Here is a 17,489-nt window from a genome sequence, read left to right as displayed (position 1 = left end):
TCAACTGGCGCTGGTGGGACGGCAACCGTACCGTTCCCGGCCGCCACAGGGACAACGGGCGGGAAGCCGCCGCAGTGCCCGAACGGCCGGGAATCCTCCGGTCCGTCAGTCGGCGGGCCCGTCGGCCAGGGCGCGCAGCGCGAGGCGGTAGGAGCCGATGCCGAAACCGGCGACGGTTCCCGTGGCCACCGGTGCGACCACGGAATGGTGGCGGAACTCCTCCCGCGCGTACGGGTTGGAGATGTGCACCTCGATCAGCGGCGCGGTGCGCTGGGCCGCCGCGTCCCGCATCCCGTACGAGTAGTGTGTGAAGGCCCCCGGGTTGAGAACGACCGGAATCGAACCGTCGGCGGCCTCGTGGAGCCAGCGGATCAGCTCGCCCTCGTCATTGGTCTCCCGGACCTCGACGTCGAAGCCCAGCTCCTTGCCGAGGCTCTGGCAGGCGTCGACGAGTCCGGCGTAGGAGGTGGCTCCGTAGACGTCCGGCTCGCGGGAGCCGAGGCGGCCGAGGTTCGGCCCGTTGAGGACGAGGACCCGGCGCGTCACGCCGACACCTCCCCGTACGCGGCGAGCAGTACGGCCGGGTCGGGGCCCTCCAGGACGGTGGGCTTGCCGAGGCCGTCGAGGACGATGAAGCGCAGCAGGTCGCCGCGGGACTTCTTGTCGACCTTCATGGTCTCCAGCAGCCGGGGCCACTGGTCGCCCCGGTAGGTGAGCGGCAGGCCGACGGAGGCGAGGACGGTGCGGTGCCGGTCGGCGGTCGCGTCGTCCAGGCGTCCGGCCAGCCGGCCCAGCTCGGCGGCGAAGACCATGCCGACCGAGACGGCCGCGCCGTGCCGCCACTTGTAGCGCTCGTTCTTCTCGATGGCGTGGGCCAGGGTGTGGCCGTAGTTGAGGACCTCGCGCGGCCCGGACTCCTTGAGGTCGCCGGAGACGACCTCGGCCTTGACCCTGATGGCCCGTTCGATCAGCTCGGCGGTGTGCGCTCCGGTGGGCGTACGGGCGCCCTCCGGGTCCGCCTCGACCAGGTCGAGGATGACGGGGTCGGCGATGAATCCGGCCTTGATGACCTCGGCCATGCCGCTGACGTAGTCGTGGACGGGCAGCGAGTCCAGCGCGGCGAGGTCGCACAGGACCCCGGCGGGCGGGTGGAAGGCGCCGACGAGGTTCTTGCCCTCGGCGGTGTTGATGCCGGTCTTGCCGCCGACGGCCGCGTCGACCATGCCGAGCACGGTCGTGGGCACGGCGATCCAGCGCACGCCGCGCAGCCAGGTCGCCGCGACGAATCCGGCGACGTCGGTGGTGGCGCCGCCGCCGACGCCGACGATCACGTCGGTGCGGGTGAAGCCGGTCTGGCCCAGCGCCTTCCAGCAGTACGCCGCGACCTCGGCGGTCTTGGCCTCCTCGGCGTTCGGCAGCTGGATCGCGATGGCCTCGTAGCCCTGGCCGGCGAGGTCCTGGCGGACCGCCTCGCCGGTCTCGGCGAGCGCCTCGGGGTGGAGGACCGCGACGCGCTTGGCGCGTTCGCCGATGAGCGTGGGCAGTTCGCCCAGCAGCTGCCGGCCGACCAGCACCTCGTACGGGTCGGTGCCCGCGCTGCCGGCGATCGCGATACGGGTGGGAGCCTGCTCGGTCATGTCGTCTCCTGGCCGGGGGCGGCGGGGCCGTCCCCGCGTTCCTGCGGTTCCAGTGCGTCGAGGACCGCGCGGGCGACCTCGTCGGGGGTGCGTCCGTCGGTGGCGACGGTCGCCCGCGCCACCTCGGTGTACAGATGGCGGCGGGCCTCCATCAGCTCGCGCCACTGCCGGCGCGGGTTGACGGCGAGCAGCGGGCGGGCGGTGTTCAGCCCGACGCGCTTCACGGCCTCCTCGACGTCCATCGAGAGGTAGACGACGGGCTGTCCGGCGAGCAGGGCGCGGGTGGTGTCGTCGAGCACCGCGCCGCCGCCGAGGGAGAGGACGCCGGTGTGCTCGGCGAGGGCGGTGCGCACCGCCTGCCGCTCCAGCGCGCGGAAGTGCTCCTCGCCCTCGTCGAAGAAGATCTCCGGGATCGGCTTCCCGGCGGCGGCGACCACGTCCGCGTCGGTGTCCCGGTAACCGGTGGAGAGCAGCCCGGCGAGCAGCTCCCCGACCGTGGACTTGCCGACGCCCATCGGGCCGACGAGGACGACCAGCGGGCCGCTCATCGGATGTGGAGGTGATCGAGGTACGACTCCACGTTGCGCCGGGTCTCGGCGACGCTGTCGCCGCCGAACTTCTCCGCGACGGCGTCGGCGAGGACCAGCGCGACCATCGCCTCGGCGACGATGCCCGCGGCCGGAACGGCACAGACATCGGAGCGCTGGTGGTGGGCCTTGGCCGGTTCGCCGGTGACGACGTCGACGGTGGCGAGCGCGCGGGGGACGGTCGCGATCGGCTTCATCGCCGCGCGGACCCGCAGCAGCTCACCGGTGGTGAGACCGCCCTCGGTGCCGCCGGAACGGCCGGAGGCACGCTTGATGCCGTCCTCGGTGACCAGGATCTCGTCGTGCGCCTGGGAGCCGGGCACCCGGGCCAGGTCGAAGCCGTCGCCGACCTCGACGCCCTTGATGGCCTGGATGCCCATCAGGGCGGCGGCGAGCCGGGCGTCGAGCCGACGGTCCCAGTGCACGTGCGAGCCGAGGCCGACGGGCACGCCGTACGCCAGGACCTCGACGACGCCGCCGAGGGTGTCGCCGTCCTTGTGGGCCTGGTCGATCTCCGCGACCATCGCCTCGCTCGCGTCGGCGTCCAGGCAGCGCACCGGGTCGGCGTCGAGCCGCTCGACGTCGGCGGGCGTCGGGTAGACGCCGTAGGGCGCCTTGGCCGCGGCCAGCTCGACGACATGGCTGACGATCTCGATGCCCGCGGTCTCCTTGAGGTACGACCGGGCGACGGCGCCGAGCGCGACACGGGCCGCCGTCTCCCGGGCGCTGGCGCGCTCCAGGATCGGCCGGGCCTCGTCGAAGCCGTACTTCTGCATGCCCGCGAGGTCGGCGTGGCCGGGCCTCGGGCGGGTCAGCGGGGCGTTGCGGGCCAGCTCGGCCAGGGTGGCGGGGTCGACCGGGTCGGCCGCCATGACCTGCTCCCACTTGGGCCATTCGGTGTTGCCCACCATCACGGCGACCGGGGAGCCCATGGTCAGTCCGTGGCGCACCCCGCCGAGGAAGGTGACCTCGTCCTTCTCGAACTTCATCCGCGCACCGCGGCCATAACCGAGCCGTCGCCGGGCGAGTGCGTCCGCCACCATCTCCGTGGTGATCGGGACGCCGGCGGGAAGACCCTCCAGCGTCGCCACGAGTGCGGGGCCGTGCGACTCCCCCGCGGTCAGCCAGCGCAACCTGCTCAACGGTGCTCCTCATGCTCGCGCCTGGAACTGCGACGGCGCGACCGGGTGCGCGGCCCTGGCCCGCCGCCCCGATCCTCCCACGACCGGCGCCCCGGCCCGCCCGCCGGTCCAGCAGACGGACGGCCCGTCCGGGCTGGTTGATCACGGCCGCTGTCGCGGCGGGAAAATCCGCGGCTATCCACCGCGACAGCGTTTCCACCTCGCCTATCGAGGCATCAGACCGAGTCAGCCACACCAGCCATAAGGACTGGTGTAACTGTCCCAGAAAACTCCATTATCCACGTATTGCGCGCCCCCCGAATACCTCACGCAAGTCTTTACTGCCTTAACATAAACAGGGCCCGCGTAGTACTGGTAATTCCCACGATCTTTAACCCATGAGCCACCCTGGACCTGAATGCCGGCCTCAAGCAGTTCAGTACCCTTCCCATACCATCCAGGGCTCCGCATCGTCACCACACAATTCTTCCCGGTGGCCGAACTGTAGAGCAGGTAGGTGCGTGCAGAGAATTCTTGGTTCTGACTGCTCCACCCCATCCCCATCGACTGGAGCCTGGAATACCCGGACCCACACGCAGCCTCAGGCGTTGCGGCGGCGGCCGCGGCCGGCTCTGCCGCAACGATCCCGAACCCAAGCATCGAGACACAAGAAGCCAGGGTTATAGCCATGCGACGTCTCTTCACGAATCCTCCATTTTTCGCGTGAGCTAGAAATTAGCACCCACCGAGACAGGAGGCAATTACTTTGCAAAAAGCACCTACTCGCAGATCCGGCCTCTGTCCGACCGCAGCCTCAGAGCTTCCATACCGGCACCTCTCAGCGTTTCAATTGAAGTGCTATAGATTCCGGTAAATTGACCGATTTGCAGCAGCGCTTGGTGGGCCAGCAGATCCAAACCACTCACGACCGCACCGCAACTTCTCGACCACGCCGCCGCCAAGTGCGTCGGCCACGGGTCGTACAGCACGTCGAAGAGGGTGCCGGGCCGCTCCGGTACGGCGGCGGCCAGGGCGTCCGTGGTCCCGGCGGGGGTGGTGGCGACGACCAGCGGGGCGCTCAGGGCCCCCCCGGCCTCCGCCCAGTCGGCGATCCGGACGTCGACGCCGAGGCGCTCGCCCCAGCCGCGCATCTCCCGGGCCCGTTCCGGGCTGCGGACGTATGCCGTGACCGGTCCCGCGCAGATCTTGGACAGCGCGGCGAGCGCCGAGGAGGCGGTGGCCCCTGCGCCGAGCACGGCGGCGGACTCGACCTTCTCCACGCCCCGTTCGCGCAGTGCGGCGACCATGCCGGGGATATCGGTGTTGTCACCGGTCCGGCGGCCGTCCTCGGTGAGGACGACCGTGTTGACGGCCTCCACCGAGGACGCGGTCTCGCTGATGGAGTCCAGCAGAGGAATGACCGCCCGCTTGAGGGGCATGGTCAGTGAGAGCCCGGCCCAGGTCGGGTCGAGCCCCGCCATGAATTCGGCCAGACCCGCCTCGTCCACCTCGAACCGGTCGTACGTCCAGTGGGTGAGGCCGAGTTCGGCGTACGCGGCCCGGTGCAGGACTGGGGAAAGCGAATGGGAAATGGGGGAACCGAGGACGGCCGCCCGCCGGATGGTGGTCACTGCCCCGACTTCTCCTGCTCGTACTTCCTGCGATTCTTCTCGTGCTCCGCATTGGTCACCGCGAACAGCGTCTTGTCCTCCGTCACGGACACGAAGTAGTACCAGGGACCGGGGGTGGGCTTGATTGCCGAGTGCAGCGCGGCTTCACCGGGGTTATTGATCGGCCCGGGCGGCAGACCGTGGATGTAGTACGTGTTGTACGGATCCTTGAACTTCCGTAGATCCGATACCGCTCCTACGTCCAGCGTGCTCTGTTCCTTTGCGTAGTTCACCGTCGAGTCGAAGTCGAGAAGCCCGTAGGTCTCGGTGTTGTTCGGCTTGAGCCTGTTGTAGACAACCCGCGCGACCTTGTCGAAGTCGTGTTTGTACTTGCCCTCGGCCTGAACGAGGCTGGCGACAGTAATCACCTGCCACGGGTCCTTGAGCCCCAGCTTCTCGGCGGCGCCTTCGAGATCGACCTTGCCGTACTCGTCGTTGGCCCGCGAGACCATCTTCTTGAGGACATCCTCCGGCTTCATGCCCTTGGCCACGGGGTAGGCGGCAGGAAAAAGGAAGCCTTCCAGCGGATCGTCGATGTCCTTGTTCTTGTCGGCCCACGAGGGCACTCCGAGGCTTCCCGCCTTGGCAGCTGCGACACCCTTGGTGGTTCCGTCCTTGATGCCGAGCCGCTTGTCGATCTTCGCGTAGATGACGCTGTTACGGGTGCCCTCGGGAATCACCAGGAGGTTCTGGCTCTTCGGGTCGACCAGCATCTTCACGGCCTCGGCCGCGGACATCTCCTTGCGAAGGAGGTAGACACCCGCCTGGATGGAGTCGCCCTTGGGGTTCTCCTTCTGCGCCGCGACGAACGCGTCGACGCTCTTGACGACGCCCTGCTTCTTCAGGATGTTGCCGATGTCGGCGCCGAAAGCACCCTTCTCGATCTCGATCTCGACCTGACCGGTGCCCGCGCCGGAGTAGTCGGGCGCCGAGCCGTACCGGTCCTTGAAGAAGCCGTAGCCGAGGTAGACGACTCCGCCGAGGCCGCCGGCCAGGACCAGCGAGACGACCAGGCAGGCACAGCCGTTGCGGCTCTTCTTCTTCCCCTTGCCCCGGCGCTCGCCGCCGCGTCCGCCACGACGGGACACGCGCGAGTCGTCCTCGTCGTCGTCCTCGTCGTAGCCGTCGTCGTCCTTGTCGCGGGTGCGCCCGCGGGAGTCCCGGTCGTCGTCGCGCTCGTCCGTGCCCGTGAAGAAGGGGTGGGTCTCCTCCGGCTGGACCTCGGGGTCCCAGTCCGGGTTCGGCGCCGGTTCCTGCCGGGGGGCGGCCTCGCGGCGGCCCGGGGGCTGCGGCGGCGGGTAGGCCTCCGGAGTGCCGTAGTAGTCGTGCGCCTCCGGGTAGCCGCCCTGCCCCCCGCCGTACGGGTCGGCCGGCTGGGGGGCGTAGGGCATTGCGCCCTGCTGCTGCCCGGTCTGCCAGCCGCCGTCGTCGTAGCCCGGCTGAGCGGGCTGCTGGGGCTGGGGCTGCTGGTGTCCCTGCTGGGCGTACGGGTCCTGCGGGACTCCGTAACCGGGCTGCTGCTGGTACGGCTGCTGGGCGTACGGGTCGTGCGCCTGCTGCTGCTGCGCGTACGGGTCGTGCGGCTGCTGGGCGTACGGATCGTGCGGGTAGGACTGCTGCTGGCCGCCGTACTGGTTCTGGCCGTGGGCGGGCTGCTGTCCTCCCCATCCCTGGTCCCCGTACAGGGGGTCCTCGGGATGCCACGGTTCGGAGCCGGGGCCCCGGCCATACTCAGTCATCGATCCCCTAGAGCCGCGAGACGACGTTCCGTCTCTTGCTGTGCGGTATTTGTTCGACACACCGCCGCATCGCGCGGAACGTTACCGTATCGCGATCAGCCAACCACCTCGACGGCTTCCCCGGGCGGACGGCCCGAGGCCCGTTCGGACTCCAGAGCGTTCTGAAGGATCACCACAGCGGCAGCCTGGTCGATGACGGATCGCCCTTTCCTGGACTTCACGCCCGAAGCGCGGAGCCCTTGACTGGCCGTCACTGTGGTCATCCTCTCGTCCACCAATCGCACCGGAACGGGTGCGGCCGAGCGGGCGACCTCCTGGGCGAAGACCCTGATCTTGGCGGCGGCGGGTCCCTCGCCACCGCCGAGGGACCTCGGCAGGCCGATGATGATCTCGATCGGCTCGTACTCCTCGACGATCTGTCCGAGCCGCCGGTGGGCCGCCGGGACGTCGCGTCCCGGAACGGTCTCCACCGGCGTCGCGAGGATCCCGTCGGGGTCGCAGGACGCGACCCCGATCCGGGCGTCCCCGACGTCGATCGCGAGGCGACGGCCCCGGCGCATCTGCGTCATGCCCGCCGTCACGCCGTTTCGGTGACGAGGCGCTCGACGGCGGACACGGCGGCGCCGATCGCCTCCGGGTCCTGGCCACCGCCCTGGGCGACGTCCGGCTTGCCGCCGCCACCGCCACCGAGGGTCTTGGCCGCGGCACGGACCAGGTCACCGGCCTTGAGACCGCGCTCGCGGGCCGCCTCGTTGGTCGCGATGACGGTCAGCGGACGGCCGTTGGCCGTGGTGAACAGGGCGACGACGGCCGGCCGGCCGCCCTGGATGCGGCCGCGGACGTCGAGGACGAGCCGGCGCAGGTCGTCGGCCGAGGTGCCGTCGGGGACCTGGCCGGTGACCAGGGCGACGCCCCGTACGTCCTTGGCGGACTCGACCAGTCCGGCGGCGGCCTGGAGGACCTTCTCCGCGCGGAACTTCTCGATCTCCTTCTCGGCGTCCTTCAGCTTGCCGAGCATGCCGGCGATCTTCTCCGGCAGCTCCTCCGGGCGTCCCTTGACCAGCTCCTGGAGCTGGGCGACGACGGTGTGCTCCTTGGCGAGGAAGTTGTACGCGTCGACGCCGACCAGGGCCTCGATGCGGCGCACGCCGGAACCGATGGACGACTCCCCGAGCAGCTTCACCAGACCCAGCTGGGCAGTGTTGTGGACGTGCGTACCGCCGCACAGCTCCTTGGAGAAGTCGCCGATGGTGACGACCCGGACCCGCTCGCCGTACTTCTCACCGAACTCGGCGATGGCGCCCTGCTTCTTGGCCTCGTCGATCGACATGACCTCGGCCTGGACGTCGAGTTCACGCGAGAGCACGTCGTTGATCTTCTGCTCGACGTCGGTCATGACCGAGCCGGGAACGGCGTTCGGCGAGCCGAAGTCGAAGCGGAAGCGGCCCGGCTGGTTCTCGGAACCGGCCTGGGCGGCCGTCGGGCCGAGCGCGTCGCGCAGGGCCTGGTGGGTGAGGTGGGTGGCGGAGTGGGCACGGGCGATGGCCCGGCGGCGCTTCACGTCGATCGAGGCGTAGACCGGGGCACCGACGGTGACCTCACCGACCTGGACGACACCCTTGTGGACGTGGACGCCGGGGACCGGCTTCTGCACGTCGCGGACCTCGATGACGGCGCCGGTGTCGAGCCGGATGCGGCCCTGGTCGGCGATCTGGCCGCCGCCCTCGGCGTAGAACGGGGTGCGGTCGAGGACGACCTCGACCTCGTCGCCCTCGGAGGCGGCCGGGGAGGAGACGCCGTCGACGAGCAGGCCGACGATGACCGACTCGCCCTCGGTGGCCGTGTAGCCGGTGAAGTCGGTGGCGCCGGAGTTGTCGGCGACCTCGCGGTACGCGGACAGGTCGGCGTGGCCGGTCTTCTTGGCGCGGGCGTCCGCCTTGGCGCGGTCCCGCTGCTCCTTCATCAGGCGGCGGAAGCCCTCCTCGTCCACGGCGAGGCCCTGTTCGGCGGCCATCTCCAGGGTGAGGTCGATCGGGAAGCCCCAGGTGTCGTGGAGCAGGAACGCCTTGTCACCGGCGAGAACGGTGCCACCGGCGGCCTTGGTCTCGGTGACGGCCGTGTCGAGGATGTTGGTGCCGCCCTTGAGGGCCTTGAGGAAGGCGGCCTCCTCGGCGAGGGCGACGGTCTCGATGCGCTTGCGGTCGGTGATCAGCTCCGGGTACTGCTGCCCCATCGTGTCGATCACGACGTCGACCAGGTCCTTGACGACCGGCCCGGTGGCGCCCAGCAGCCGCATGTTGCGGACGGCGCGGCGCATGATGCGGCGCAGCACGTAGCCGCGGCCCTCGTTGCCCGGGGTGACGCCGTCGCCGATGAGCATCACGGAGGTGCGGATGTGGTCGGCGACGACCCGGAGCGAGACGTCCGAGCCGTGCTCGGCGCCGTAGCGGACGCCGGTCAGCTCGGTGGCCTTGTCCATGACGACGCGCAGGGTGTCGGTCTCGTACATGTTCTGCACGCCCTGCAGGATCATCGCGAGGCGTTCCAGGCCGAGGCCGGTGTCGATGTTCTTGGACGGCAGGTCGCCGAGGATCGGGAAGTCCTCCTTGCCGTCGCCCGCGCCGCGCTCGTACTGCATGAAGACCAGGTTCCAGATCTCCACGTACCGCTCGTCGTTGACGGCCGGGCCGCCCTCGACGCCGAACTCGGGGCCGCGGTCGTAGTTGATCTCGGAGCAGGGGCCGCAGGGGCCGGGGACGCCCATGGACCAGAAGTTGTCCTTCTTGCCCAGGCGCTGGATGCGTTCGGCCGGGACGCCGACCTTCTCGCGCCAGATCCGCTCGGCCTCGTCGTCGTCGAGGTAGACGGTGATCCACAGCCGCTCGGGGTCGAGGCCGAAGCCGCCGTCCTCGACGGAACCGGTGAGCAGCTCCCAGGAGAGCGTGATGGCGCCCTCCTTGAAGTAGTCACCGAAGGAGAAGTTGCCGCACATCTGGAAGAACGTGCCGTGCCGGGTGGTCTTGCCGACCTCCTCGATGTCCGGCGTACGGACGCACTTCTGCACGCTGGTGACGCGCGGGGCCGGGGGCTTGACCTCGCCGAGGAAGTACGGCTTGAAGGGGACCATGCCCGCGGGGACCAGCAGCAGAGTCGGGTCGTCCGCGATGAGCGACGCCGAAGGGACGACGGTGTGACCGCGCTCCTCGAAGAAGCTCAGCCAGCGGCGACGAATTTCTGCCGACTCCATCAGTGGTCCTCATTCCGGTTGTACGACTTATAGGGGAGCTTGCGGTGTTCGGTGGTCACGACGAGGTGCGGCCGGACCGGAAGGTCCTGGTCGACCGGCGCCTCCAGCCCCAGCGCCTCGCCCAGTTCGGCCTCGCGCCGGACCATGGACTCCCGGACGTCCAGAGCGAAGTCCTTGAGCCGGTGCCCCGTCTCGATCGCCCGGTCGGCGGCCTGCGCCGCGAGGCTCTCGGGGGTGAGCTGCTTGAGCTTCTGATTCACCTTGGCGGTGGCCCAGACACCGGCGGCGGCGCCTGCGGCGAACCAGAACGTACGGCGGAACATGGCTGCGTCAGTCCTTCGGTCCGCGGGAACTTCTGCCGTTGCGCTTCCGGCCGCGCGCGGACGGCACCGCGCGGCCGACGATCACCTGCCGGGGAGGCTCCGGTTCGGCTCCGGTCCTGCGGCCGATGGCCCGGCGCACCCCGTAACCGAACGCGGCGACCTTGACCAGCGGGCCGCCGAAGGTCGAGGCGACCGTGGTGGACAGCGCGGAGGCGTTCGACGTGACCTCCTGGACGTCCGTCGCGATCGCGTCGACCTTGTCGAGCTGGGTCTGCGCGGAACGCACGGTGGCGGAGGCGTCGGCGAGCAGCGGAACGGCCTGCTCGGTCACGTCCGCCACGAGCTTGGTCGTCGCCCTGAGCGTCTGGGCCAGCCTCACCAGCACGACGGCGAGGAACGAGACCAGGATCGCCCAGAAGACGGCCACCAGGATCCCGGCCACCTCTCCACCGGACACAGTGCACCGCTCTCTCGGTCGTCGCTGTCTTCGTACTGTCTCTTGTTCGGTCCGGCGACGGCCGTGGTCACGGCCGGTCGTCGTCCCTTGAGCCTATCGCGCCGGTGGTCGCACCCCGTACCGCATTACCCACGGAAACGTCGAGGGGCACCCGGGCGAGATTGTACGGAGAGCCGCCGTGCCAGTACTCTGCGTGTTTCATGCGACGCCCCCAGCGCCCCGTTGTGTCCCCCCGCGTTCCGAGCACCCGGACCGGCCCCGGGAACCTCCCGACGGAGCTGAACAGATTCGTCGGACGGGAGAACGAACTCGTCCGCCTCGCCCAGCTCCTGGAGGAGTCCAGGCTGGTCACGGTGGTCGGCGTCGGCGGAGTGGGAAAGACCCGATGCGCCGCCCGCGTCGCCGGTCTTCTGGAGAAACGGTACTGCGACGGCGTCTGGATGGCGGAGCTCACCGCCCTCCACGACCCCGAGCTGCTGGAGCACGCCCTGGTCGACGCGCTCGGGCTCTCCGGCCATGTCGGCGGGGCGCCCCGCGCAGCACTCGTCGAGCATCTGGCCGCGCGCCGGCTGCTGCTGGTGATCGACGGCTTCGAGCAGCTCGTGGACGCCTGCGCCTCACTGGTGCGGGAGCTGCTGCGCCGGGCCCCGGGGCTGCGGGTGCTGGCCGTCGGGCGGCTCCCGCTGGAGCTGGCCGGGGAGGTGGTCTTCCCGCTGCCGCCGATGTCGGAGGCGGACGCGGTGCTGCTGTTCGAGGAGCGGGCCGCCGCGGTCCGCCCGGAGTTCCGGCCGGCCGACGACGAGCGCGAGGCCACCCGGGAGCTCTGCCGCCGCCTGGACGGAATCCCGCTCGCCCTGGAGCTGGCCGCCGGGCGGCTGCGCGCCCTGTCCACCGTCCAGCTGCTGCAGCGCCTGGACGACCGCTTCCGGCTGCTGACCGGTTCGAACCGCAGCGCGCCCGCCCGCCACCAGACCCTGCGTACCGCCATCGGCTGGAGCCACGAGCTGTGCGCGCCGGAGCAGCGGCTGCTCTGGGCACGGCTCTCGGTCTTCGCCGGGCAGTTCGACCTGGAGGCCGTGGAGTACGTCTGCGGCGGGGCCGATCTGCCGGCCGATTCGATGCTCGACGTGCTCTCCGGGCTGCTGGCGCAGTCGGTCGTGCTGCGCGAGGACTCGGCGCACGGCACCCGCTACCGGATGCTGGACACGGTGCGGGAGTACGGCGCCGAGTGGCTGGCGGCCACCGAGGACACGGAGCGGCTGCGCCGGCGCCACCGGGACTGGTACCTGGGGCTCGCGACCTGGTGCGAGCTGGACTGGTTCAGTCCCCGGCAGGCCGAGGTGGCGGCGCGGGCCGAGAGCGAGCTGCCCAATCTTCGGCGGGCGCTGGAGTGTTCGCTGGAGAATCCGGGCGAGGCCCATCTCGCGCAGCATCTGGCCGGCACGCTGTGGTTCCTCTGGGTGTGCTGCGGGCGGCTCTCGGAGGGACGGCACTGGCTGGACCACGTGCTGGAGGAGGAGACCCCGTACGACTCCTCGCGGCTGAAGGCGCTGTGGGTCCTGGGATACGTGGCGGTGCTCCAGGGCGACCCGGTCGGCGCGGTCGCCGCGCTCCAGGAGTGCCGGGAGGCGGCCGAACGGGGCGACGACTCCGTGGCGCTCGCCTACGCGGCGCACCGGCTGGGGAGCCTGGCGCTCGTCACCGGCGACCTGGGCCGGGCGCGGGAGCTGCTGGACGACGCGGCGCGCCGCTACCGGGAGCTCGGCGAGCTGAACAGCAATGTGCTGATGGCCCGGGTCGAGCTGGCGGCCGCAGTCGGGTTCGACGGGGACCCGGACGGCGCGGCCGCGATCTGCGAGGAGATCACGGCGGAGTGCGAGGACCACGGAGAGCTGTGGGCCCGGTCGTACGCGTTGTACGTGCTGGCCTTCACGGCCGCCCGGCACGGCCGCCCGGCACGGGCCCGGGAACTGCTCGGGCAGTCACTGACGATCAGCGGCACCTTCCACGACCTGCTCGGTTCGGTGCTCGCCCTGGAGTTGCTGGCACTGGTCACAGCGATGGAGGGTGACGCGGCGGAGGCGGCGGTGCTCCAGGGGGCCGCCGACCGGATCTGGCCCTCGGTGGGGCTGCCGCTGTTCGGTTCGGCGCACTTCGGGCAGGCCCGGGCGCGCTGCGAGGAGCTGGCCCGCCGGGAACTGGGGGCCGCCCGCTACGAGTCCGGGCTGCGCGAGGGCGGGCGGCTGGACCCGGACGCGGCGGTGGCCAGGGCGCTGGGGAACGGCCCTGCGGTCCGGCGGCAGCCCCCGGCGCCCCGGCCCGGAGCGGTGGCGCCCCCCGGAGAACCACTCCGGCCCGCCCCTTCCCGTACGTCGGGAGGGAGCGGGCCGGAGCGCCGTTGAAAGCGACTACGCCTGGATCAGCGGGCGTAGTACTCGACGACGAGCTGCTCGTCGCAGATCACGGGGATTTCCTTGCGGTTCGGGTCCCGGTCAAGGCGGAAGGCCAGGGCCTTCAGGTTCACCTGCAGGTAGCGCGGGGTCTCGCCGTCGGTGTCGTTGCCACCCTCACGGGCCACCTGGAAGGGGACCTTGGAACGGCTGCGCTCGCGGACCTGCACGACATCGTCGGGGCGCACGCGGAAGGACGGCTTGTCGACCTTGCCACCGTTGACCTCGATGTGGCCGTGGACGACCATCTGACGGGCCTGGTAGATGGTCTTGGCGATGCCCGAACGCAGAACCAGGGCGTCGAGACGGCGCTCCAGCTCGACGACGAGCGCCTCGCCCGTCTTGCCTTCGGCCTTCTTGGCGCGGTCGTAGGCGCGCGCCATCTGGCGCTCGCTGATGTCGTACTGGGCGCGAAGACGCTGCTTCTCCAGCAGACGGACCTTGTAGTCCGAGTTCTGCTTGCGGCCGCGGCCGTGCTCGCCCGGCGGGTAGGGGCGGGCCTCGAAGTACTTGACGGCCTTCGGCGTCAGCGCAATGCCGAGCGCGCGGCTCTTCTTGACCTTGGGACGCGACTGGTTAGGCACGTTCTCCAGACCTCCATCGTAGGTTAGGTTAGGCTCACCTTAGTTGAGGAGATCGCATGTCTCGCCCGGGGAACACCAGTCACTTCACGGACAGCACTGACAGCGTCGACACCCCTCGGGGTGCCGATACGACGGAGGACCGATCAGATCGTGGTCAGCCGCGCCCCAGCGGGCTTGAAACCACTCGGATGCCGTCAGCAGCCGAGCGCACACGAACTCTCGTACAGAGTACCTGCTCCGCCGTACTGCTCGTCCCCGGGCTGCGCCGTCTGCCCTCGGAACAGCTGACGCCCCTGGCCAGGACGGTGGGACCGGAGGGCGACGTCTTCCTCGAACTGCCCGCCGGCTCCCCCGTCGTACGGGCCGCCGAGCACGCCCGCGCCGGGGAACCGGAGGCGGTGCTGGAGATCACGGACGTCGCCCCGGTCTCCGTCCCGCACCGCGTCCGCGGCCGGGCGTGGGTCTCCGGCCGACTGACCGCCGTCCCCGGCCTCTCGGGCCCCAGCCGCACGACGCTCCGGCTGGCGACCGAGGAGGCGTACGTGGACGACCTGTGGGGCGCGCGGGCGGTCCGGCCCGAAGAACTGGGCGCTGCGGCCCCCGACCCGTTCCTGGAACACGAGGCGGAGCTGCTCCAGCATCTGGCCACGGCCCACGGCGAGCAGCTGCGGAGTCTGCGCGGGCTGCTGGGCGGGCGGACGGCGGGCCGCTGCCCGGCCCATCTGCCCTCGGTCGTTCCGCTGGCGCTGGACCGGTACGGACTGCGCGTGCGGCTGTGCGAGCCGACCGGCCAGTGCTACGACGCGCGCTTCGAGTTCCCCGAGCCGGTGTGGGATGCCGCCGCACTGAGCTACGCCGTACGGACCCTCTTCGAGGCGGCGGCGCGCTGACCGGGGACACCGTCGCACTCCCTAGGCCCTGTCTTCAAACTGCCGTCTGCCGTGCGGCGCCCGGCCCGCACGCTCGCCGCGTTGTCGGAGTCGTCCCCGTACGCCCAGTACGGGAACGATCCTCCGCCTTGCGATCGCACGCACCGGACACCGCATGGCCCGGCCTCCGGCCGGACGACGGCACTTTGAAGACAGGGCCTAGGCAGGACCGGCTTCCTTGCCCGGGGCCGTACGGCCGAGCCGCTCGCGGACCCGGTCGACCACGTCCGCGTAGCGCGCCTCCGCGCCGTAGCGCGTGGGGCGGTAGTAGTGCCGGTCCCGGACCGCGTCCGGCGCGTACTGCTGGGCTGCGATGCCGCCGGGGACGTCGTGCGGGTAGACATAGCCCTGTGCGTGGCCGAGCTTGGCGGCGCCCTTGTAGTGGCCGTCGCGCAGATGGGCCGGGACGGGGCCGGCGAGGCCCTTGCGCACGTCCTCCTGGGCGGCGGATATCGCCAGTGTCGCCGCGTTGGACTTGGGGGCCAGGGCGAGGGCGATGGTGGCGTGGCTCAGGGTGAGCGCCGCCTCCGGGAAACCGATCATGGCGACCGCCTGCGCGGCGGCCACGGCGGTGGGCAGCGCCGTGGGGTCGGCCAGGCCGATGTCCTCGCTGGCCGAGATCATCAGCCGGCGCGCGATGAACCGGGGGTCCTCCCCCGCCTCGATCATCCGGGCCAGGTAGTGGAGCGCGGCGTCCACGTCGGAGCCGCGGATCGACTTGATGAGCGCGCTCGCCACGTCGTAGTGCTGGTCGCCGTCCCGGTCGTACGTGACGGCCGCGCGGTCGACGGTCTCCTCCAGCGTCTGGAGGCTGATCTCCTTCTCCCGCTTGTCCAGCGCCGCACCGGCCGCGGCCTCCAGCGCGGTCAGCGCCCGGCGGGCGTCGCCGCCCGCGATGCGCAGCAGATGCGACTCGGCGTCCTCCGGCAGCGTCACCGCACCGCCGAGCCCGCGCTCGTCGGCCAGCGCCCGGCCGAGCAGCCCGCGCAGGTCGTCGTCGGTGAGCGGCTCCAGGGTGAGCAGCAGGGAGCGGGAGAGGAGCGGCGAGATGACCGAGAAGTAGGGGTTCTCGGTGGTCGCCGCGATCAGGGTGACCCAGCGGTTCTCCACGGCGGGGAGCAGGGAGTCCTGCTGCGCCTTGGAGAAGCGGTGGATCTCGTCGAGGAAGAGGACGGTCTCCTTGCCGTACCCCCCGGTGGCGCGGCGGGCGCCCTCGATGACGGCCCGCACCTCCTTGACGCCCGCGGTGATCGCCGAGAGCTCGACGAAGCGCTTGTTGGTGGCCTTGCTGACCACGTACGCCAGGGTCGTCTTCCCGATGCCGGGCGGGCCCCAGAGGATCACGGACGACGGGCCCGCCGGGCCGCCGTTCCCCTCCCCCACGAGGCGGCGCAGCGGCGAGCCCGGCTTGAGCAGATGCTGCTGGCCGACGACCTCGTCGAGGGTGCGGGGACGCATCCGGACAGCCAGGGGGCTGCCGGCCGGGTCCTTCTCCTGGCGGTCTTCGGCTGCTGCGGTGAAAAGGTCGGGCTCCACGCCTTGAAGCCTATGTCACGGCACTGACATCCCCGCCGGACCGGGCGCTCGGGGAGGGCCCGCCGGTCAGCTGGTCCAGAAGTCCCACCAGCGGGTCAGGACGAGCATGCCGATGACCCCGATCCACAGGACCGGCGGCACCCAGTGGAACTCCGTCAGGCCGTTGCGGAGCCAGTTCGGCGCGGGGATGATCCGGTGCTTGATGTTGTGCGTGGTGACGTAGCAGAACATGAAGATCGTGGCGACCCAGGCCAGGCAGCACCAGAGGCAGAGCGAGTTGATGTTGTAGAGCGACTGGTACTGGAGCCAGGTGCAGAAGCCGACGCCGAACAGGGTGCCGGCGTTCATGCCGAGCCAGTACCAGCTGCGGAAGCGGGCACCGGCGAGCAGGGCCAGACCGATGCCGATGATCACGGGGTAGGTGGCCAGGCCGAGCATCGGGTTCGGGAAGCCGAAGGCCGCCGCCTGCTCGCTCTTCATGATGTTGCCGCAGGCGACCACGGGGTTCAGGCTGCACCCCGGCGTGAAGTTCGGGTCCTCCAGCAGTTTGAACTTGTCGATCGTGATGACCCAGGCGGCGAGGAGTCCGGCGGCACCGGTGATCACCAGGAGCAGTGCGAACGCGCGACCGCCGCCGATGGTCCGCCCGCCGCCGTCCTCGTCCTGCTCGGAGGAGGGATGGTCAACCGTTGCAGTCGTCATATCGCCGTTCCATCAGTGAGTGGCCTGCTGGGCACGGGTCATTGTGCCGCAACCCGGCACCGCTCTTCCGTTCGATGAACATAAAGGTGTGCCCAAAGCTGCCCTCACGGCCGCTACGGGCTCCGGGGGTTGGAGGGGCCCGCACCGGCGCCGGGCTCCCGGCCCGGGCCGGGGCGCGGCTCACCCGCCCCAACCCGGCCCAGGGAAACCGCGGTTGGCATTTCCCGGCCAATTCCACCCGCCGGAATGAATCCACCGCCGTCGAGTTGACGTCGGGTGGGGTGGCCGCACACACCGAAGGGGGCGGTGACGGAACTCCGTCACCGCCCCCTTCCGGGACCTAGGGCATGTTTCGAAAGTCCCGTCTGCCCGGGGGCGCCCGGCACTTCCCCAAGCTCTCGGCTCCGCTCGAGCAGGGGAGACCCCATTGCTCGCCGCGTTGTCGGGATCACCCCGATACATCCAGTATCGGGGCGACCCTCCGCCTTGCGATCGCACGCACCGGAC

General features: G+C 70.7%; 15 protein-coding genes. 2 read left to right on the top strand and 13 right to left on the bottom strand.

Annotation, left to right across the window (positions count from 1 at the left end; genetic code table 11):
• Nucleotides 1-105 precede the first annotated feature (105 nt).
• From aroQ to ACIQGQ_RS19965, 10 genes are all read right to left on the bottom strand, one after another.
• A complete protein-coding gene (gene aroQ, locus ACIQGQ_RS20010) occupies nt 106-546 on the bottom strand; it encodes a type II 3-dehydroquinate dehydratase (protein WP_366290550.1) in 441 nt (146 codons plus the stop codon).
• Nucleotides 543-1,637, bottom strand: coding sequence for a 3-dehydroquinate synthase (gene aroB, locus ACIQGQ_RS20005; RefSeq protein WP_402397586.1), 1,095 nt, complete (start codon nt 1,635-1,637; stop codon nt 543-545). Before aroB ends, aroQ begins: the two co-directional genes overlap by 4 nt.
• Complete coding sequence (locus tag ACIQGQ_RS20000; RefSeq protein ID WP_402397583.1) at nt 1,634-2,185, bottom strand: shikimate kinase; 552 nt, start codon at nt 2,183-2,185, stop codon at nt 1,634-1,636. The genes aroB and ACIQGQ_RS20000 overlap by 4 nt, the downstream gene beginning before the upstream one ends.
• Entirely contained in the window at nt 2,182-3,366 is a 1,185-nt protein-coding gene (gene aroC, locus ACIQGQ_RS19995; RefSeq protein ID WP_402397580.1) for a chorismate synthase, read from the bottom strand. Before aroC ends, ACIQGQ_RS20000 begins: the two co-directional genes overlap by 4 nt.
• 758 nt (nt 3,367-4,124) lie before the next feature.
• Nucleotides 4,125-4,976, bottom strand: a complete 852-nt coding sequence (locus ACIQGQ_RS19990) for a shikimate dehydrogenase (protein WP_402397578.1) — start codon at nt 4,974-4,976, stop codon at nt 4,125-4,127.
• Nucleotides 4,973-6,754, bottom strand: coding sequence for an endolytic transglycosylase MltG (gene mltG, locus ACIQGQ_RS19985; protein ID WP_402397575.1), 1,782 nt, complete (start codon nt 6,752-6,754; stop codon nt 4,973-4,975). The genes ACIQGQ_RS19990 and mltG overlap by 4 nt, the downstream gene beginning before the upstream one ends.
• 95 nt (nt 6,755-6,849) lie before the next feature.
• The gene (gene ruvX, locus ACIQGQ_RS19980; protein ID WP_402397572.1) at nt 6,850-7,323 is read right to left on the bottom strand and encodes a Holliday junction resolvase RuvX; all 474 of its coding nucleotides are present in this window, start codon (nt 7,321-7,323) and stop codon (nt 6,850-6,852) included.
• Between the two features lie 8 nt (nt 7,324-7,331).
• Nucleotides 7,332-10,001 (bottom strand): alanine--tRNA ligase, encoded by a 2,670-nt coding sequence (gene alaS / locus ACIQGQ_RS19975; protein ID WP_402397568.1) that lies wholly within the window; start codon nt 9,999-10,001, stop codon nt 7,332-7,334.
• Entirely contained in the window at nt 10,001-10,324 is a 324-nt protein-coding gene (locus ACIQGQ_RS19970; RefSeq protein ID WP_352277418.1) for a hypothetical protein, read from the bottom strand. Before ACIQGQ_RS19970 ends, alaS begins: the two co-directional genes overlap by 1 nt.
• 7 nt (nt 10,325-10,331) lie before the next feature.
• A complete protein-coding gene (locus tag ACIQGQ_RS19965; RefSeq protein ID WP_366290683.1) occupies nt 10,332-10,766 on the bottom strand; it encodes a DUF948 domain-containing protein in 435 nt (144 codons plus the stop codon).
• A gap of 215 nt (nt 10,767-10,981) precedes the next feature.
• Here ACIQGQ_RS19965 and ACIQGQ_RS19960 point away from each other — a divergent pair, with 215 nt between their 5' ends.
• On the top strand, nt 10,982-13,183 hold the full coding sequence (locus tag ACIQGQ_RS19960; RefSeq protein ID WP_402397565.1) for an ATP-binding protein: 2,202 nt from the start codon (nt 10,982-10,984) through the stop codon (nt 13,181-13,183).
• 17 nt (nt 13,184-13,200) lie between these two features.
• Here the strand turns inward: ACIQGQ_RS19960 and rpsD are convergent, their stop codons facing one another.
• Nucleotides 13,201-13,815 carry a 30S ribosomal protein S4 gene (gene rpsD / locus ACIQGQ_RS19955; RefSeq protein ID WP_352277422.1) on the bottom strand — a complete coding sequence of 205 codons (615 nt, stop codon included), beginning with the start codon at nt 13,813-13,815 and terminating at the stop codon, nt 13,201-13,203.
• Nucleotides 13,816-14,003: 188 nt separating this feature from the next.
• Here rpsD and ACIQGQ_RS19950 point away from each other — a divergent pair, with 188 nt between their 5' ends.
• Nucleotides 14,004-14,705 (top strand): DUF2470 domain-containing protein, encoded by a 702-nt coding sequence (locus tag ACIQGQ_RS19950; RefSeq protein ID WP_402397563.1) that lies wholly within the window; start codon nt 14,004-14,006, stop codon nt 14,703-14,705.
• A 198-nt stretch (nt 14,706-14,903) separates the two neighbouring features.
• Here ACIQGQ_RS19950 and ACIQGQ_RS19945 read toward each other — a convergent pair whose 3' ends face one another.
• Both ACIQGQ_RS19945 and ACIQGQ_RS19940 read right to left on the bottom strand, forming a co-directional pair.
• Nucleotides 14,904-16,280: a replication-associated recombination protein A gene (locus ACIQGQ_RS19945; protein WP_402397561.1), complete on the bottom strand. Its 1,377-nt coding sequence runs from the start codon at nt 16,278-16,280 to the stop codon at nt 14,904-14,906.
• Nucleotides 16,281-16,346: 66 nt separating this feature from the next.
• Entirely contained in the window at nt 16,347-16,982 is a 636-nt protein-coding gene (locus ACIQGQ_RS19940; protein ID WP_402397558.1) for a vitamin K epoxide reductase family protein, read from the bottom strand.
• Between the last annotated feature and the right edge of the window lie 507 nt (nt 16,983-17,489).

This window comes from Streptomyces sp. NPDC092952 (genome assembly GCF_044754785.1).
In the GTDB taxonomy this organism is placed as follows: domain Bacteria; phylum Actinomycetota; class Actinomycetes; order Streptomycetales; family Streptomycetaceae; genus Streptomyces.
This window is presented reverse-complemented; position numbering and strand designations above follow the sequence as displayed.